Genomic DNA, 17,411 nt, shown 5'->3' on the forward strand with positions numbered 1-17,411 from the left:
TGACAGATCACGAAAACGGCCACCGTTCTTGACAACTGACCAGTATGTGACGGGTGTGGCGAAGGTGCAGCGTCGGGGCGTTCATCGGCAGGCGCCGTGCCATGTCGCTCGTAAACCCCGTCCGCCGTCTGGTATTCGCGCGAACAACAATGGTGGACGACGCCGGGCCGGCCCGGGCCCCACGTCGTCCACCATTGTTCACGCAATCGTCAGTTGCGGCCCGGCAGAGGAACCTTCGACCAGTCCGCCGCGGTCATGTCCGACGCCAGGTAGAACCCGGGGTAGGACGGCTGGTTGTAGGTGGTCTGCTGGCGCGCCACCTCCACCCGGTACTGCGGGTCGTGCATCAGCGTGTAGAGCTTGTGCTCCGTGACGTCGGTGCTCAGGTAGAAACGGATGGCCGAGCTGTCCTGGGTGCGCACCAGCAGCTCCTCCCGCCAGTCCCCGAGCACGTCGGCGACCAGGCCGGCCGTGCCCTTGGTGCCGTTGTTGGTGTAGGTGCCGGTGGCCGTCAGCAGGGTGCCGTCGGTCCAGTCGTCGATCGTCGGGGTCACGGTGCCCGAGCCGTTCAGGATCTGCGTGGTGAGATCGCCCTTCCAGCGGATGCTCTGGTTGGTGCCCGGGATCGAGTCGGTGACCCGCTCACCCTGCGCGGTGTGCAGTCCCAGGGCGCCGGAGCCGCCCGGCATGCTGGCCCAGGTCTCCAGACCACGCTGCCCGCCGAGCACGTCGCCGACCATGCCCCGGCCGGTGTCCGCGCCGGAGTAGGCGCCGTAGAGGACCTCGCCGGTCGCGGCGTCGCGCAGCGCCATGCCGTACGGTGCCGAGGTGGCACCCTCGTGCACGGTGAAGATCTCCAGGCCCGGACGGTCCGGGTCGATGTCGGTGACGTGCATGGCGTCACCGTGGCCGAGCCGGGCGACGGTGCCGGGTGCCGCACTGCCGGCGGGCATTTCGTCGAACGACGAGTACAGCAGGCTGCCGTCGTCGTCGATCGTCGCACCGCCGTAGACGATCTCCTGCCTGCCGTCACCGTCCACGTCGGCCGCACTCAGCGAGTGGAAGCCCTGCGTGGTCAGGGTGCCGTACTCCTGACTGGTCCCGTCCCGGCCGTGCGGCGAGTCGTTGAACGGGTTGGTCATCGGCGTGAAACCGCTGTCCACGTACCAGTCCTGGGTGATCTTCCTGCCGTTCCAGTGGTACGCCACCAGCGTGGTGCGGGTGTAGTAGCCGCGGGCGAAGACCGCCGAGGGACGCTTGCCGTCCAGGTAGGCGACGCCGGCCAGGAACCGGTCCACGCGGTTGCCGGGCTCGATCCGGGCCATCGCGTAGTCGCCCCACAGCAGCCCGTCGTCCGTGCGTCCCGGCTTGTAGTCGACGGTCTGGAGCTCCTTTCCGGTGGCCCCGTCGAACACCGTGAGGTATTCCGGGCCGTCCACGATGAAGCCCTCGAACGACCGCAGCGCGTTGCGCGTGCTGCGCGAGGGCGCGTAGACGTCGATGAAGTAGTCGACCAGCGCCTGCGCGTCCGCCGTGCTGAGCGGGTAGTCGTACTCCGGCTCGATCCCGAAGGCGGCCTCGAGCGTCTTCGGCCACTGCCCCGACGTCACCTCGGGCCGGGTGCTCCAGCCCTGGAACATGTCGACCAGGTGGTCGTAGTAGCCGGCGGCGCTGAGCCGGTAGTCGTCGGTGTTCGCGTAGCCGGCCTTCACGTCCGACTTCGGCAGCGAGATGTACTTCTCCGAGACGATTCTGCCGTTCTTGCCGTACCGGGTGATCTTCGTGCCGGGGGCGGTCTTGAACATCATCTCCGACCGGCCGTCGCCGTCGAAGTCGTACACCAGGAACTGCGTGTAGTGCGCCCCGGCCCGGATGTTCCTGCCGAGATCGATGCGGCTGAGCAGGGTTCCGTCGAACCGGTAGGTGTCGATGTACACGTTGCCGGTGTAGCCGACCTGCGACACGTCCTTGGAGTTGGACGGGTCCCACTTGACGACGTACTCGTACTGGCCGTCACCGTCCACGTCGCCGACGCTCATGTCGTTGGCCGAGTAGGTGTACGCCTCGCCGGCCGGGGTGGTGCCGCCCGCCGGCTTCTGGAGCGGCAGATCGTAATGATCACCGCCCCAGGGGGTCACGGTGGCGGCCGGGCCGCTCTCCTTCTTGCCCTTCAGCGGCACCACCCGGTAGGTGGACGTCGACGTGCCGCCCGCGTCCAGGTAGTTCGTGCTGTCGGTGACCGTGGCGAGCTTCCTGCCACCCCGGTACACGTTGAAATTCGTTCCGGTGAGGCCGGTCTCCGAGGAACCGGTCGCCTCCTCACCGAGCAGGCGCCAGCTCAGGAACACGCCCTCGCCGGTGACCGCGGCCACCAGCCCGCGGTCGAGCTCCTCCAGCCGGGGACCGGAGGTGCGGGCGGCCGCCGCCGCGGGTGAACCGGCCGGGCCGGTGAGCAGCAGCCCGGCGGCACAGGCCGCGGCCAGGCCCACTCCGAGCAGGCGTTTCGTGCGGGGACTCGTCATCGGGTCTCCTCAGAGGGTCCGTGAATCGTTTCAACTCATGGTGCGGTTCCACTCCACCCGGACATTTTGTCCATGTCAACCACCTGTGAGCCGGACGGGCCCGGATCGGCCCGCAAGGCCGCTCCGTCGCGCGCCTTTTCGCGGGCACCGGGTGACCGGAGGCCCGGCGGGGACGTCCCTGACGCCTCTGGCCGGGCCGCCGTCATCGCCGTCCGGCAGGCCTCGAACGATTCAGCACCCGCCCCCGATCACGACACCCGGCCGGACTCCTTCGCCGTCTTCGAGACACCGCAGGTGACCGACCGGGCTGCCGTGATCTGCTTGCTGTCGGTCATCCAGATACCGGTGTCGGTCTCGGCGCCGTTCGTGGCCGAGCGCCCGCCGTCACTCAGTTCGATCTTCGTCCGCAGCACGGTGAAGCCGTCGTCGTGCTGATCCCCCACGTTGTAACCGGCCAGGATCTTCTGGTCCTTCACCGTGGGGCAGCCGACGCCGGTGCCGTAGCCGGTGAAGCCCTCGTCGAAGGTGTACTGCTCGCCCTTGACGTTGGTGGTCGCCACGATCTCGCAGCCCACCACGGTGTAGAGCGCCGCCGATCGGCCGGTGTCGAGCAGAATCACCGCGGTGCCGTCGGACAGCGTGTCGCCCACCGCACTGGCCGCGATCGGCGAGGCGCTCTCGAAGGTGGTGGAGAACGTGGCGCCGCTGGCGGTGTGCACGCCCAGGTAACGCTCGTCGTCCTCGTCCGCGAGCCAGATCTGGTCGCGCGCGCCGTCGCCGTCGAGGTCACCGGCCAGGGCCGTGCCGGCCTGGTCGGGCACCGCGTCGCCGGTCGCGGCGCAGCCCTCGCCGTCGTCCGTGGTCGTGGTCTTCGTCGAGGCCGGCGAACTGGTGGACGACGAGGAGCCCGTGCTGCCCGCCGCCGGCGTCGTGGTCTGGGCGCCGGCCACCCCGGCCGGGCCGGCCGTGCCGTCCACCGTGACGGTGCCGCTGGCCCCGCCGCAGCCGGCCAGCAGAACGAGCGCCACCGGCGCCCCGAGCAGTGCTGCTGCCCTCTTCATGTGCTTGTCCATTCTTCCCGTTGCCGGATACCGCCGCTGCGTTGGATGCACGCCGGACCGGAAAAGTTCGGCGATGTTCAGTCCTCGATGCCGATGCCCAGTTCGTGGGCCAGGCTGGGAGCCAGGCCGATCAGGTCGCGGGCCTGCACGGTGGCACCCCTGAGCCCGGTCACCCCGCCCACGCCGTCGAGGGTGCAGTCGGTGAACATCACGCCGGACATGCGGGCGTTGGCGAACTGGGCCGCGCTCAGGTCACAGCGGGTGAACTCCACGTGACTGAACTCGGCCCACTGGAAGTCGGCCCCCCGCAGGTTGCAGTCGGTGAACGCCACCGAGCGCAGCTTGCCCTGCCGGAAGCGGGTCAGGTCGGCGCGGCAGTCGGTGAGGGTGACGTCACGGAACAGCCCGTCGCTCCACGACGACCCGGTGAGCCGGCAGGCGTCCAGCAGCACCTGGAGCAGCGACACCCCGCGGCAGCGGGCGTTGGCCAGGTCGGAGCGCTCCAGCACGGTGTCGGAGATGATCACCTGGTCGAGCTCGACGTCGCCCAGCCGCACCGCCTCCAGCCGGCTCTCCTCCACGTCGCAGCCGTAGACGCTGCGACCGGCGAAGTCAGAACCCTGGTAAATCAGTGCCCTGAGGGTCTTCTCGTCGTCGAGGTCGTCGGCGGGCGAGACCGCCGGGGTGAAGGTGCGGTGCCCCTGGGGCTTCTTGGGTCTGCGGATGCGAACAGGGGCTGCCATGCCCCGAGACTAGGGGTGCGGTCGCAGAGCTCGCAGCCCCGCCCGGTAGCTGCCCGGCAGTGGCTCAGCCGGTCGCCACCGCCTGGGCTTTTCAGGCGTTTCGGGCATCGAAGGATCGCTGCCGCTCTTCGATCTCGTCGCTGTTGGCCAGCGCCCATTCGTACAGGCGAGTGAACGGCTCACGGAAGGACTCGCCGAGAGGGGTCAGCGAGTACTCCACCCCGACCGGCGAGGTCTCCAGGACGCGCCGCACGACCAGCCCGTTGCGCTCCAGACGGCGCAGCGTCTGGGTGAGCACACGCTGAGTGACGCCTTCCAGCTGCCTGCGGATCTCGTTGAACCGGGTGGGCTCTTCCAGCACGGCCAGCACCATCATCGTCCACTTGTCGGCGACCTGGTCGAGAATCGGCCGCGTCGGGCAGTTCGCCACGAACCGTGGAGTCGCCACCGAAGCCTTCGAGTTCATCCGTCTTCCTCTCGGTGCCCGATCGCGTCCAGGGCCACCCTGGTATTCTCCAGGAACCTACATGCCTGACGCGTACCGCGACAGGCTGTGGCAACGGTGTGGAACGTCTCACCCCGTTGTTGACGGGGATTCCCGGCCGGCCCCCGGCCCCACGATGCGCCGTGTGGGTGCCGACCGGAAACCCGCACGGCATATCACCTCAGGCGTCGGCCGCCACCTTGCGCAGGAAGCCCTCAAGGTCCCTTTCGGACTCCACCGTCTGAAGATTGCGCTCCATGGCCAGCTTCATCTTCCCGACCGGGAGTTCCCCCTGGACGAGCCGGTTCCACTCGTCGTGTTCCAGATTCAGGCCACGGGTCAGATCTGCTGCCGGGAGGGCACGCTTCGCACCCTCGATCACTCCTGGGTCGAGCGCCGCGATGTTGGCGGCGATCCGCGCCACGAAGGCATCGAGCTCGGCATCGGCAACCGCACGGTTGATCCAGCCGTAGAGGGCAGCGGTCTCCGCATCGAGCAGGTCGGCCCCCAGCACCGCCTCCAGCGCGCGATTGCGCCCGGCCCTCTCCAGCAGATACTGAGTTCCACCACCACCGGGAAGAATCCCGAGCAGCACCTCGCTCTGCGCGATCTTGCCCCGCTCGATACCGGCGAAGGTCATGTCCGCGGCGGCGACGAACTCTGCACCACCCGCGCGGGCGATTCCCGCCAGCTTCACGATGGTGACCTGCGGCTGGCTGCGCAGCAGCTCACCGATCCCCTGATGAACGTTGACGTGCGGATAATCCTTCTTGACCGCCTCCAGAGCGGGATAGCTCTCGAAGATCCCGAAATCGACGTGCGCCAGGAAGAATTCGTCATGACTGCTCTCGAAGACGATCACCCGGGTGGCGTCGTCCGCACGCAGCCGCCCGAGCAGGTCGTGCAGTTCGAGCATCATCGGCCCGTCCAGGGTGTTCACCGGTGGATGGTCGAGCGACACGGTGGCGACCCCGGCGACGATGCCGACGTGCAGAGACTTGTAGTCAGGCAGTTCCATGAACTTCTTCCGCTCAGTTGTCGATGTGCGTGTAGGTGTTCAACGCATACCAATGATTGGGCGGGGTGAACCGCGCTCACAAGAAGGCACTTTCGGGATACCAGGGATCAGCGCCGGTACCGGATGAGCACGAGGAAGGTCTGTCCCGGGGTGGAACTCGCCCACCCCGGGACAGCATCTTCATGACTGCCGGAGGAAGGCGAACGCCTGCGGCGCGAGCTCCCGGGTGCCGAACTCCTCACCGGTGAGCAGGTCATGTCCCGGCAGGCTGACGGCCGCCGGGCCGTCGCCGTGGTTGATCACCGTGAGCAGGTCGCCCCGGCGGGCCACCTCGACCCCCGCCGGCAGCGTCAGGCTCTCGACGCCGGCGGCCTGCAACAGCCCGCCCACCACCGTGTCGAGGCCGGAACGGTCCGGCATGGTCGCGATGTACCAGGCCTGGCCGGCGCCGTGGTCGCGGCGGGTCAGGGCGGGGCGCCCGGCGCTGGGGCCGTCGGCGAAGGTGGCGACCACCTCGGCGGCGTCGGCCCAGAGTGCCTCGGCCACATGGGTTCCGGTCAGGCCGGTACCGTCGCTGAAGGTCACCCTGACCCGGGAGCGCGCGTCGTCGGTCGTCTCGTCGTCCACTGTTGTGCTCTGCCCCGCGCGCTCGGCGACCTGGGCGCCCGACGGCAGCGGCAACGGGCGGAAGTCTTCCAGGCCGATGCCGAGCACCGGACCCAGCCGGGTGACGAAACCGCCCTCGCAGAAACGGTCGTTGGCGTCGACGATGTCGCTGAACGGACCGGTGAGCAGGGTGCCGCCGGACTCGGTGAACCGGGTGAGGGCCGAAACCCCCTCGTCGCGCAGCAGATACAGGAACGGGGCGATCGCCAGCCGGTAGCGGCCGTCGACCTGCTCGGGCGGCACCACGTCGACCGCGACACCCCGCCGGTGCAGGGCGCCGTACCAGTCCCGCACCAGCGCCAGGTAGTCGAGAGTGTTCGGGTGGTCGGGGTTCTCGACCGCCCACCAGTTCTCCCAGTCGAACACCAGGGCAACCGGGGCGTCGTCACCGGGGGCGGGCAGGTCGGGCAGCCGGGTCAGCAGGTTGCCGAGCCCGGACGCCTCCTGCCAGGTGCGGGAGCGGGTGCCGGCGTGCGGCAGCATGGCCGAGTGGAACTTCTCGCTGCCCGCCCGCGACTGGCGCCACTGGAAGTAGAAGATGCCGTCGGCGCCCCGGCCGATCGACTGGGCGGTCTCGGCGGCGAGCTGCCCCGGCTTCTTGGAGGGGTTGCTGCGGCGCCAGTTGACGGCGTCCGTGGCCTGTTCCATCAGCAGCCAGGGCGTGCCGCGCTTGAGCGAGCGGATCAGGTCGCGCTGAAAAGCCGTGTTGCGTGCCCGGTCCGGGTCGAGCGGGTCGGGATAGCAGTCGTCGGTGATGACGTCGATGTGCGGGGCCCAGGCGGCGTAGTTGCCCGGCTTGAACGCGCCCATCATGTTGGTCGAGATCGGCTGCGTGGCGCCGGCGGCCCGGATGATGTCACGCTCGGCCAGGTAGCACTCCAGCCACATGTCCGACATGAAGCGCTGATAGTCCAGCAACTGGGCAGGGTTTCGGCTGTACGGGGCCTTCAGCGGGGGCATCACCTCGCGCCACGCCGCGTAGCGCTGCGACCAGAACGCGGTGCCCCAGGCCTGGTTCAGCTGCTCGATGCCGGAGTAGCGTTTCTCCAGCCAGTCCCGGAACGCGGTCTGTGCCGAGGCCGAGTACTCGACCGGCAGGTGGCAGCCGAACTCGTTGTTGACGTGCCACATCACCACGGCCGGATGGTGCGCATAGCGCTCGGCCAGGCGCCGCACCAGCTCGCCCGCCAGACGGCGGTAGGTGGGCGAGGCCGGGGAGTAGTGCTGCCGCGAGCCGTGCCAGTAGGTGGCGCCGTTCTCGTCGGTGGCCAGCACGTCGGGGTGCTCCACGCTCACCCACGGCGGGGGCGAGGCGGTGGCCGTGGCCAGGTTCACCCCGATGCCACCCGCGTGCAGCTTGTCGATCACCGTGTCGAGCCAGGCGAAGTCCCAGGTGTCGGGGCCGGGCTGGAGCCGGGACCAGGAGAAGATGCCGAGGCTGACGGTGGTCACCCCGGCCTCCCGCATGAGGCTCACGTCTTCGTCCCAGACGTCGTGCGGCCATTGTTCGGGGTTGTAGTCGGCACCGTAGAGCATGGGTACGTCAGCGTCCTTGCTACTCGGGATCGGTTTCCGAGCAGACTCTTTCACGGACCGCCGGGGACGCGGGAACTGAGCGGTGTGAAGCCCACTACTCGGCGCAGCACGCGCACCCGGTTGCCGGGGAACGTCCTGACGGCGGCGCGCAGCAGGCGTCGCCGCGCCAGGCGTCCCGCCCCTCCTTCACCGCGACCGCCGCGATCACCAGGGCCGCGACCGGATCGGCCCAGGTCAGGCCGAACAGGCTGTTGACGGCGAGCCCGAGCAGCAAAATGGCGGACAGGTAGGTGCACAGCAGCGTCTGCCGCGAGTCGGCGACGGCGCTGCGGGAGTCCAGAGCCCGGCCGGCGCGGCGCTGGGCCGCGGACAGGAACGGCATGACCAGCAGCGACAGTGCGGCCAGCAGCAGGCCTGGGGTGGAGTGGGCGGCCTCGGCGTGGCCGGTCAGGGCCCGCACCGATCCGGCCGTCACGTAGGCCGCGAGCGCGAAGAACGACAGGGCGATGACGCGCAGGGCAACCCGCTCGCGGGTCTGTGGGTCGCGTGCGGCGAACTGCCAGGCCACGGCGGCCGCGGAGGAGACCTCGATGACTGAGTCGAGACCGAAGGCGATCAGGGCGGTGGACGAGGCGAGCGCCCCGGCGGTGAGGGCGACGCCGGCCTCGATCACGTTGTAGGCGATGGTGGCGGCGACCAGCAGTCGCACCCGGCGGGTCAGGCGGGCCTGTTCGGCGGCGGTGTTGCCGGGGGGACGCTGGTCTCCGGGACGCTGGTCTCCGGGACGCTGGTCTCCGGGACGCTGGTCTCCGAGACACTGGGTGAGCGTCAGGGGTGTGGGGGCTGGGTCGGGCATCAGCAGCATCCCTCCTGATCGGAGACCGGGCAGGCGGCGGGGTCGACGGCGAGAACCAGGCCGAGCAGGTCGCCGAGGGCATGGGCCAGGCGACCGTGGCTCAGTTCGTAGCGGGTGCGGCGGCCGTCGGGCACCGCGACCACGAGTCCGCACCCGCGCAGGCAGGCCAGATGGTTGGAGAGGTTCTGCCGGGTGACGCCCAGCTCGTCGGCGAGTTCGGCGGGGTAGCCGGGTTTCTCACGCAGGGCCAGCAGCAGCCGCGACCGGGTGGGATCGGACAGGGCGTGGCCGAATCGGGCGAGGACCTGGCCGTCGGTGAGCGTCTCCACGCGTTGACAGTACAGCCTCAGCTGAATACAGCAAAGAGTGAACTATGTATCGCAGTGCCCCCCGGACCCCGGCATCGCACGCCGCGCCACGGCGACGAGCAGGAGTACAGCGGCCGCAGTGCCCCACCCGCAATCCCGAAAGTCGCTGCGGCAGAGACCGAGAGGCGAAAGGACAGGGCCGCCATGCCCAGCACGCCACCGATGTCGGTCCCGGCCCGACGCAGGGTCATCACGCGCAGACGGTCCGGGCCGGCCAGCCGGTCGAGTTCTGTGGCCAGGGCGACGTCCCCGAGCGGACCGAGTCCCCCGGGGCCCACCCCACGACTGCGGCCGGCCCTAGAGCACGACGTCACCCGGAGACATCTCCGGCAGCGCGAAGTGCGGCAGCGGTTCGCGGGCGGTCAGCCAGGCGTGCGGGACACCGTTCCCCCCGGTACCGGTGAAGGCGGCGACGATCCCGCCGACGATGGCGGCGGTGGTGTCGACGTCCCCGCCCGCCTCCACGCAGGCCGTGATCGCCGCGGGGTAGTCGTGCAGGTAAGTGGCGGCGGCCCAGAGGGTGAAGGGAACGGTGTCGTGGGCCAGAACCCTTGCTCCGTTGCCCAGTTCGTAGGCCACCTCGGCCACGCTCGCCCCCAGCATCCCGCGGGCCCGCTCGACACCGGCGCGCACCCGGCTCTCCACCAGGACGTCCAGCACCGCGTCCAGAAGCCGGGCCGGTTCCGGGCGCTCCCCCGCCAGGCGCGTGGCACCGGCGTGCGCGGCTGCCACCGCCACGGCCACCGCGCCGAGGATCGCCTCCGGGTGAGTGTGGGTGATCTCCGCCGAGCGCATCGCCTCCAGGGCGGCGGTGCGCGGATCGGTCGCGTGGAAAGCACCGAGCGGAGCCACCCGCATGGCCGCCCCGTTGCCCATCGACCCCTGACCGTCGAACGCGGCGGGCGCGGCCTTCCGCCACGACGCGCCGTCGCGCAGTTGCCGCAGCAGAACGATCGAACCGGCCCCGTAGCCCCGGTAGGGTTCATGGCGCTGAGCGAAGGCGGTGGCGAGGCGATCTTGGTCGAGGGCGCCCCCAGCACTCAGCTCGGCGACGACCGAGCAGGCCATCTCGGTGTCGTCGGTCCAGGGCCAGGGCGCCGCGGGCGGGCGTCCGGCCAGGAGATCATCGAAAGAGTTTCCCGGGACGAAGAACTGGGCGCCCAGGGCGTCGCCCACGGAGAGGCCGTCAAGACTGTCACGGCACAGGTGATGAGATGTCATGGAGCGCCCCAGTATGCCACCGACCAGAAAGCCGAGACCATGACTACCGTTTACGTCGTCCCGGGGGCCGAACCCCTCGAAGGCCACGCCCAGCCGATCGAGTTACGGCCCTGGCCGGGAAGATTGAACGGTTCACTGATCGGGATTCTCACTGATCCCGTTGTCACCGTGCCCGGAACGCCCCTGACCGAGGACTCCATCCTCCTCCAGCATGTCGGCAATGTGCAGAGCTTCCTCCTGAACGACGTGCTGTCCCCGGTCAGCGACCTGCCTCAGCGAGAGGTCATGGACGTCGTCCTGGACGAACTCCCGAACGCCGAATTCCGTTCCGCCGTCATCCATCTGGATCATCGGAACGTGCAGGCGTCCTGCCTGACCTACCGGGGCCTGGAATTCCTGCTGTCCAGGGAGTACCGCGAGCATCCGGTCGCGCTCGTGCGTGAACCCGGCGGGCCGCCCTGGCCGGCGGTCGTGTCGCAGGAGACATGATTCATCGACGATCGCCCCTGACAAACAGAACAGCCGACGCCGGGGCATCGGCGGTCGGCTGTTCTGCCACGGACGTCGTCGTCCATGAGGTGTGGGTCAGTCAGCGGTGCTCTTCGCCCCCGTCCCCGCACTCGACGTCGCCTGCGGGGTGGACGTCGCCCCGGAGTCCGAGCCGGAGCCCGAGCTCGTGGTGGACGACGTTCCGGTGATGAACTCGCTGGTGGAGAGGTACTGCTGACGCTGGGTCAGCAGCGTGCGCAGCTGTTCGGCCTCGGAGGTGGTGGTCGCCTCGTCGTAGCCGTCGGCGGTGGAGAGCACCTGGACGGCGGCGTCCAGCGCGTCCAGCGCCGAGCCGTCGGCGTACATCTTCTGGTACAGCTCCTGGTACGCCTCCTGGTAGACCGCCGAGAACGCGTCGCTCTCCAGGAACCGCTCCTTCAGCACGTGGCCGCTCATGCCACCCATCCCACCGCCGCCACCGGCGTCGTCGTTGTCGGTGGCACCGCCGGGCATCTGCGCGCCGTCCGGAAGTTGCATCCCCTCAGGCAGTTCCATGCCCTCGGGCATCTCGCCGCCGCCGAAACCGCCACCGCCTCCTCCGCCGCCACCGATGCTGGCCGAGTCCTCGGGGCCCAGCTCGGCGTTGTTCGACAGCGTGAGGTTGTAGTCCCACCCGATCACCGAGAACTTCTTGGTGTCCAGGTCGTACCACAGATAATAATTGCGGCCCGGTCCCGCCATGTCGTCAGAATTGAGCAGAAGATTCTGCGTCGCAACGTATCTGGCGAACGACTCGACGTCGACGTGGTCGGCGAGTTCCTCGTCGAACTCCTCGTCACTGGCGTCGTTGACCCAGCGGATCAACTCGATGACGGGCTGGAGATCCTGGCTGCCCTTCATCGTGATCTGCTTGAAATCGTCCTCGTAGTCGGTCTGGTCGTCACCCTGATCGGTGAACTGGCTGTTGGCCATACTCTTGTACAGCACGCCGTTGTCACCGATACCGCCGGCGAAGTCCTCGTCCGGGTGCTCGACCACCAGACGCGTGGTGGTCGGCCGGTCGTTCACCGTGAAGCTGGTGTAGGCGTACTTCTCGGCCGTCTCCCCCGCGTCGGCGATGGTCTGGAGCGAGACCGCCTCGTTGAGCACGTTCTCACCACCGCCCTGGCCGGACACCCGGACACTGATCTCCCGGTGCCCCTGGTAGTAGCGGCCCTCCACGAACTCGTCGAAACGAATCAGCCACGGCAGCGTCTCGGGTTCCTCGGTCTTGAGGGACGACGAACCGAACCCGCCGCCGCCCTGCCCCATCCCGCCCTGACCGGTCTGGCCGTCCTGACCCGTCTGGCCGGCCTGGTCGCTCGCCTGGGCCTCGGTGGTGGGCTGGGCAGAAGCCGTGGACGTCGCGCCACCGCTCGCCTGAGGCGCACCGCTCGCCTGCGCACCCGAACTGGCCTGGACGCCCGACGGTGGCTTGGCACCCAAAGTCGCCTTGGCACCCGAAGTCGCCTTGGCACCCGAGGTGTCCTGAGCATCCGACGTGGCCTGAGCATCCGACGTGGGCTGAGCCGTCGGCGTCACCTGACCCGCCTGCCCCTGATCGGCCTGGCCGTCCTGCCCCTGCGGGAAGCCACCCTGACCACCAGGTCCGCCCTGACCACCAGGTCCGCCCTGACCACCAGGTCCGCCCTGACCACCCTGACCAGCGCCACCCCGGCCGCCGCCCGTCCCGGTCTGCCGGCTCTCCCCGTCCCGGGTCAGCCCCTGGAGCGTGGAATTGCCCTTCAGCCGGATGCCGACGCTCGGAACGGTGGTGCCGTCGATCGTGAGATCGGCCTCCACGTAGTCTTTCTCGCCGTCGTCCCAGAAGCTGTCCAGCATGCTCTGATAGTCCGCGTCGCGGAAGGTGATCTCGATGCTGTGCGCCACGGTCGCGTCGAACAGGTCGGTGTCGCCCAGCACGTTGGTCGTCATCCCGCTGGTGCTCGCCGACGTCGTGCTGGTGACCAGCGGCGCGATCCGCACGGTGCTGAACACCACCCCGACCGTGAGGGCGAAGGCCAGGCAGAGCGCGAGCAGCTTCCAGTAGTGCCGGATCCGGACCGGGATCCGGTGCCGGAGAAGCCTCTTGGGAGCCGATGCCTCGGGCATCACAGGTCCGTCTGGTCGTATCCGGTCAGGACCGTGACCCGCTGGCCACCGGTGCGCTCCCCCAGGGCGGAGATCAGCTGACCGGGCTCGTGACCCGACTTCAGGCGCACCGTGTACATCATCTCGGTCATCGCACCGCCGCGGATCGATTCCATGCTGACCAGCTCGAACTCACTGGTGTGCGCGATCAGCACGTCCTGGATGGCGTCGGTGTAGAAGCCCTCGGAGGGCACCTGGAGCTTGACCACCTGGCGCTGCACGTGGGAGGCGAACCAGTTGAACCGGAACATCACGACGATGACCAGGCAGATCGAGATCGCCGCCACGACCGCCAGCGAGTAGAACCGGGTGCCGGTGGCCATGCCGATGCCCATCACCACGAAGATGAACCCGACGTCACGGGTCTCCTTGATGGCGTTGCGGAACCGGACCACCGACAGCGCGCCGACCAGGGCGAACGCCCGGGCGATGTTCGACCCGACGATGAGCATGATCAGCGAGATCAGCATGCCGAGCACGACGAGCGTCTGCACGTAGGACTGGCTGTACGACACGTTCCGGTGAGTGAACCGGTAGACCCAGGCCACCGCGGCGCTGAGCACGAACGACAGGGCCAGGGACAGGGCGATGTCGCCGGCACTGAACGTCCCGGACAGATCCTGCACTTCCAGGTTCATGAACCAGACCTCACTGTTTCTGCGTCACCGGCCGGGACGCCGGCCGGTTGCTCGTCGGGAATGTGGAAGATGGAGCGCGGGGCCCGTTCGTAGGCCTCGACGCCCTGGCAGTACTTGGACACCCGCACCACCGACATGTTCAGCCGGCCGGCCAGGTCGGTGAGCCAGTACGGAACCCGCTCGTTGGCCTTGAACTCGACCACGGACAGGTGGGCCGGCACGATCAGCCGGTTCTCGGCGTCCGCGGCGAAGTGAAAGTCCCGGTCCCGGCCACGAACTCGCTGGTCGAAGGTGACCCGCAGACCGGTGTCGGCCTCGGTCCCCTCGAACGCCTCACGCTGGTAACCGGTCATCATCACCGGTGCCAGGTCGAGCAGCGTGACCAGCTCCAGCACCTCCTCGACGAAGGCCTTCGACGAGGAGCCGTGCTCGATCATGACCCGCCGGTCGCAGAGGTCTCGGGCCACGCCGTAAGGCAGCGCGACACGCCGTTTCTGGGTAACCCGGTTGACCCGCTGCTTGATCTCGACGTGCACGACGGTGTCGTCGTCCACGTCGAACCGGTTGCCGTAGTGCCGCACCCGCAGCTTGCGCCGGAATTTCAGGCCCTCGATCTTCTCCCAGTAGAAACGCAGGTCGCGGGTGTCGTAATAGGTGCTCCAGACCCCGTAACCGCCGTTGACGCCGTGGGTGTCGCTCTTCAGCCGGCGCCCCAGTTCCTCACGCAGCCGGGGAATCTCCACCACCGGCATCAGGTACTTGATCTCGTACCGGTTGAAGGAACGCAGCGCGCGGCCGGACTCGAGTTCGCTTCCGCTGGCCGCAGAAGGGTTTTCGGCGGAGGACGACGAGGGCCCGGCCTCCTCGGGTGCAGGCCCCGACGCGTCGGCCGTTCGGCGAAGGCGCAGTCGCATGACATCCAATCGGTCGGCTCACCGGCGGGTGAGGGATGCCGTCCGGTGTGCCTGCGACATGGTTATCGGCAATTGAACACGACATGGACGGCCGGTGTACGCCGGACGACGCCAAACATGACCGAGAACCGGCATTCTCGCAACACCCTCACATCCGCCACCCAGCGTTCCGTACTAATGGGTAAAGCGCAGGTGAACCGCATATGTGCAGCACATTCACGGCTTCGGGGGCGGCACTCCGGGCGAAAAAGAAATAGCCGCCTCACGGCTATTCACAGCCAATTCATAGGGCAAAAGCAAAGGGTGGACGACGAAAGGCCGGTCGGCCTCCCCGTCGTCCACCCTTGGAGGGCTCCGGACGAAATGTCTCAGCGCACGCCGGACTTCACACCACCGCGTCGAGAACACCGGAGAACAACTGCCACACCCGATCGCTGAAGGCCCGCACCTCGGTCTCCGGCGCCGCCTCGGCCGGGACCAGCCAGAGCGCCAGCAGGGCCAGCGCACCGCCGGACACGAACCGGGCGATCTCCTGCGCGCGCTCCGCCGGGACGTCGGGACGCCGCACCACGACCTGCTCGTGCAGCCGGGCGGTCAGATACCCCTCGACCTCCTCGCGACTGCGGCCGAACTGGGTGCTCTGGCCGATCAGCCGGCGGTACAGCCAGCGCAGCCGGTTGAGCTCGGCGACCAGCTCGAACAGCACCTCCTGCGGGCACAGCCGGGCGGCGTTGAGGCCCAGGGCGTGCAGGTCGTGCCGCACGGTCTCGGCCAGCAGGTCGTCGGCGCTGCTGTAGTGCAGGTAGAACGTGGGCCGGCTGACCCGGGCCACGGTGGTGATGTCGGTGACCGAGATGCTCTCCAGATCGCGCTCCCGCAACAACTGCTGGGCTGCCGTGCTCAGCCGCTCGCGCGTGCGCCTCACCCGTGGATCCAGCAGTTCCTCAGTCACGATCCCATTGAACACCCCAGCTGGGCGAATGTTTTCGGGTCTTATGGTCCACCGCTCGGGGGACCAAGATCCTGAGTTGCCCGGCCGGGTCCGGACGATGCCGGGTCAGCCGAGCAGGGCCCGCACCTCCCGGGCCAGGTCCACCGAGGCCTCGATCTCCACCTTGCGGTTGGTCAGGCTCTCCACATTGACGCCGAACGGCAGCCCGAGCCGGCGGCAGAAGGCGATCAGCACCCGGGCGTTGATCAGGCACTGCTCGTACGACTCGGCCAGCGGGTCGTCGGCGCGGGTGATCTCGGTCCGCAGCCAGCGCGGCACCTCGATGCCCAGCCAGGCCATGAACTCCAGGGTCTTCGCCGAACCGCACGGCGCCAGCGTCAGGATCACCGGGCGCGGCGCCACCCCCTGGTCGCGGCAGGTGTAGGCGTAGTCGGACAGCAGGTCGCGGGTGTGGTCCAGGTCGTAACACACCTGGGACACGAAGAACTCGCAGCCGCCGGCCTGCTTTCGCAGCATCCGCTCGTGCTCCTGCCCGGAGGAGGCGTGGCGCTCGGCGATCAGCACCCCGCCCAGCGTGGGCCGCCGCTCCAGGCCCGCGTGCAGGCGGTAGGCGTCGCCCAGCCGGGTCTTCACGCTCTGGTTCCGTGACGCCGCGCCGACCAGCACGGTCAGCACCCGCTCCGGGTCGGTGCCGGCCATCCAGCGTTCCAGCTCACCGGTCTCGTACTTGCCCACGGCCCGGTACACCACGACCGGCCCGTCCCAGCCGGCCAGGTGCTCGTCGTGGAAACCGGCCGGGTCCATCATCGGCATGAACGGGAACGGCCGGGGCACCTGCGCCCGGTCCGCCTCGGCGTCCACGTCGTAGACGATCAGCCCGTCCACCCCCACGCCCTCCAGCCGGGCCAGGGTGGCCGCCGCGATCTCACCGGCCCGCTCGGTGGCCGTGCCCTCGCGGGGCGGGGTCAGGCCGTAGAGCAGCACGCCGTCCTGCGCCCGCGCCAGCAGGGCGGCGGCCCGGTCGGCCGTGCCGCCGGAGTCGCCCACACCGCTCGTGCCGTTGCTCATGCCCTGGCTCATGCCGGGCCGGCCGGGCTGGCCGCCAGCCGCAGGTCCACCGCGCTCGCGGCGGTCTGGCGGCGCATGTGATGACGACGGCACAGCACCTCGTAGGCCACCGAACCGGTGGCGCCGCTGGTGATGTCGCCGACGACCACCTGCTCACCGGCCACCACCATCACGCCGTCCACCGTGCGGGCGTTGTGCGTGGCCCGGGCCCCGCACCAGCACAGCGCCTCGGCCTGCGACCCGGCGATCCGGTCGGCCAGCTCGATGAAGCGGGCCGAGGCCGGGAACAGCCGGGTGCGGAAGTCGGCCATCAGGCCGAACGCGAACACGTCGATGCCGTGGTCGTCCACCAGCAGGGCCAGCTGCTCCACGTGGGCGGGCGTGTAGAAGTGCACCTCGTCGCAGACCAGGTAGTCGATCCGCTCACCGGCCTCGATCCGCGCGGTGACGTTCTGGTGCAGGTCGGTCTCGTCGTGCACCTCGATCGCCGGGCGGGACAGCCCGATGCGGCTGGAGATCACCGCCTCGCCGGACCGGTCGAACCGGGAGAACAGCAGGCCCTTACGGCCGCGGATGCGATGGTTGTGATCGGTCTGAAGGGCGACGGTCGACTTGCCGCAATCCATCGTTCCGGAGAAGAACACGAGTTCGGACACCGGGACATCCTGCCAGCCGCGGGCCCTAG

The 17,411-nt window shown here is 69.0% G+C and carries 16 protein-coding genes; 1 reads left to right on the top strand and 15 read right to left on the bottom strand.

All coding sequences use genetic code 11. The features are described 5' to 3' along the window. Nucleotides 1-209: 209 nt before the first annotated feature. The 9 genes from KIH74_RS14310 to KIH74_RS14350 form a co-directional block, all read right to left on the bottom strand. Nucleotides 210-2,522 (bottom strand): rhamnogalacturonan lyase, encoded by a 2,313-nt coding sequence (locus KIH74_RS14310; RefSeq protein ID WP_214156401.1) that lies wholly within the window; start codon nt 2,520-2,522, stop codon nt 210-212. A gap of 248 nt (nt 2,523-2,770) precedes the next feature. Further along, the gene (locus KIH74_RS14315) at nt 2,771-3,583 is read right to left on the bottom strand and encodes a hypothetical protein (RefSeq protein ID WP_214156402.1); all 813 of its coding nucleotides are present in this window, start codon (nt 3,581-3,583) and stop codon (nt 2,771-2,773) included. Nucleotides 3,584-3,660: 77 nt separating this feature from the next. Further along, complete coding sequence (locus KIH74_RS14320; RefSeq protein ID WP_214156403.1) at nt 3,661-4,326, bottom strand: pentapeptide repeat-containing protein; 666 nt, start codon at nt 4,324-4,326, stop codon at nt 3,661-3,663. Between the two features lie 91 nt (nt 4,327-4,417). Then, entirely contained in the window at nt 4,418-4,792 is a 375-nt protein-coding gene (locus KIH74_RS14325; protein WP_214156404.1) for a winged helix-turn-helix transcriptional regulator, read from the bottom strand. Between the two features lie 199 nt (nt 4,793-4,991). Beyond that, complete coding sequence (locus KIH74_RS14330) at nt 4,992-5,828, bottom strand: enoyl-CoA hydratase/isomerase family protein (protein ID WP_214156405.1); 837 nt, start codon at nt 5,826-5,828, stop codon at nt 4,992-4,994. A gap of 180 nt (nt 5,829-6,008) precedes the next feature. After that, complete coding sequence (locus tag KIH74_RS14335) at nt 6,009-8,030, bottom strand: beta-galactosidase (protein WP_214156406.1); 2,022 nt, start codon at nt 8,028-8,030, stop codon at nt 6,009-6,011. A gap of 94 nt (nt 8,031-8,124) precedes the next feature. After that, nucleotides 8,125-8,919 (bottom strand): cation efflux transmembrane domain-containing protein, encoded by a 795-nt coding sequence (locus KIH74_RS14340; protein ID WP_372492064.1) that lies wholly within the window; start codon nt 8,917-8,919, stop codon nt 8,125-8,127. Then, a complete protein-coding gene (locus tag KIH74_RS14345; RefSeq protein WP_308113783.1) occupies nt 8,886-9,215 on the bottom strand; it encodes an ArsR/SmtB family transcription factor in 330 nt (109 codons plus the stop codon). The genes KIH74_RS14340 and KIH74_RS14345 overlap by 34 nt, the downstream gene beginning before the upstream one ends. A gap of 336 nt (nt 9,216-9,551) precedes the next feature. Next, nucleotides 9,552-10,475: an ADP-ribosylglycohydrolase family protein gene (locus KIH74_RS14350; protein ID WP_214156408.1), complete on the bottom strand. Its 924-nt coding sequence runs from the start codon at nt 10,473-10,475 to the stop codon at nt 9,552-9,554. A gap of 168 nt (nt 10,476-10,643) precedes the next feature. Between KIH74_RS14350 and KIH74_RS14355 the strand changes: the two genes are divergently transcribed. After that, nucleotides 10,644-10,964, top strand: a complete 321-nt coding sequence (locus KIH74_RS14355; RefSeq protein ID WP_214156409.1) for a hypothetical protein — start codon at nt 10,644-10,646, stop codon at nt 10,962-10,964. A gap of 96 nt (nt 10,965-11,060) precedes the next feature. Here the strand turns inward: KIH74_RS14355 and KIH74_RS37715 are convergent, their stop codons facing one another. From KIH74_RS37715 to KIH74_RS14385, 6 genes are all read right to left on the bottom strand, one after another. Continuing rightward, entirely contained in the window at nt 11,061-13,115 is a 2,055-nt protein-coding gene (locus KIH74_RS37715) for a CotH kinase family protein (RefSeq protein WP_214156410.1), read from the bottom strand. Next, nucleotides 13,115-13,792, bottom strand: coding sequence for a DUF4956 domain-containing protein (locus KIH74_RS14365; protein ID WP_214156411.1), 678 nt, complete (start codon nt 13,790-13,792; stop codon nt 13,115-13,117). Before KIH74_RS14365 ends, KIH74_RS37715 begins: the two co-directional genes overlap by 1 nt. Further along, complete coding sequence (locus KIH74_RS14370; RefSeq protein WP_214156412.1) at nt 13,789-14,706, bottom strand: polyphosphate polymerase domain-containing protein; 918 nt, start codon at nt 14,704-14,706, stop codon at nt 13,789-13,791. Before KIH74_RS14370 ends, KIH74_RS14365 begins: the two co-directional genes overlap by 4 nt. 385 nt (nt 14,707-15,091) lie before the next feature. Further along, a complete protein-coding gene (locus KIH74_RS14375) occupies nt 15,092-15,658 on the bottom strand; it encodes a TetR/AcrR family transcriptional regulator (protein WP_214156413.1) in 567 nt (188 codons plus the stop codon). Between the two features lie 105 nt (nt 15,659-15,763). Further along, the gene (locus KIH74_RS14380; protein ID WP_214156414.1) at nt 15,764-16,726 is read right to left on the bottom strand and encodes a methylenetetrahydrofolate reductase; all 963 of its coding nucleotides are present in this window, start codon (nt 16,724-16,726) and stop codon (nt 15,764-15,766) included. A gap of 8 nt (nt 16,727-16,734) precedes the next feature. Next, the gene (locus KIH74_RS14385) at nt 16,735-17,382 is read right to left on the bottom strand and encodes a thymidine kinase (protein WP_214156415.1); all 648 of its coding nucleotides are present in this window, start codon (nt 17,380-17,382) and stop codon (nt 16,735-16,737) included. Nucleotides 17,383-17,411: the final 29 nt, after the last annotated feature.

Source organism: Kineosporia corallincola, from assembly GCF_018499875.1.
Lineage (GTDB): Bacteria > Actinomycetota > Actinomycetes > Actinomycetales > Kineosporiaceae > Kineosporia > Kineosporia corallincola.

Excerpts from the sequence above, each read along its gene's own strand:
- KIH74_RS37715 (WP_214156410.1), bottom strand. The coding sequence starts at position 13,115 with ATGCCCGAGGCATCGGCTCCCAAGAGGCTTCTCCGGCACCGGATCCCG.
- KIH74_RS14310 (WP_214156401.1), bottom strand. The coding sequence starts at position 2,522 with ATGACGAGTCCCCGCACGAAACGCCTGCTCGGAGTGGGCCTGGCCGCG.
- KIH74_RS14315 (WP_214156402.1), bottom strand. The coding sequence starts at position 3,583 with ATGAAGAGGGCAGCAGCACTGCTCGGGGCGCCGGTGGCGCTCGTTCTG.
- KIH74_RS14350 (WP_214156408.1), bottom strand. The coding sequence starts at position 10,475 with ATGACATCTCATCACCTGTGCCGTGACAGTCTTGACGGCCTCTCCGTG.
- KIH74_RS14320 (WP_214156403.1), bottom strand. The coding sequence starts at position 4,326 with ATGGCAGCCCCTGTTCGCATCCGCAGACCCAAGAAGCCCCAGGGGCAC.
- KIH74_RS14335 (WP_214156406.1), bottom strand. The coding sequence starts at position 8,030 with ATGCTCTACGGTGCCGACTACAACCCCGAACAATGGCCGCACGACGTC.
- KIH74_RS14330 (WP_214156405.1), bottom strand. The coding sequence starts at position 5,828 with ATGGAACTGCCTGACTACAAGTCTCTGCACGTCGGCATCGTCGCCGGG.
- KIH74_RS14370 (WP_214156412.1), bottom strand. The coding sequence starts at position 14,706 with ATGCGACTGCGCCTTCGCCGAACGGCCGACGCGTCGGGGCCTGCACCC.
- KIH74_RS14325 (WP_214156404.1), bottom strand. The coding sequence starts at position 4,792 with ATGAACTCGAAGGCTTCGGTGGCGACTCCACGGTTCGTGGCGAACTGC.
- KIH74_RS14380 (WP_214156414.1), bottom strand. The coding sequence starts at position 16,726 with ATGAGCAACGGCACGAGCGGTGTGGGCGACTCCGGCGGCACGGCCGAC.
- KIH74_RS14365 (WP_214156411.1), bottom strand. The coding sequence starts at position 13,792 with ATGAACCTGGAAGTGCAGGATCTGTCCGGGACGTTCAGTGCCGGCGAC.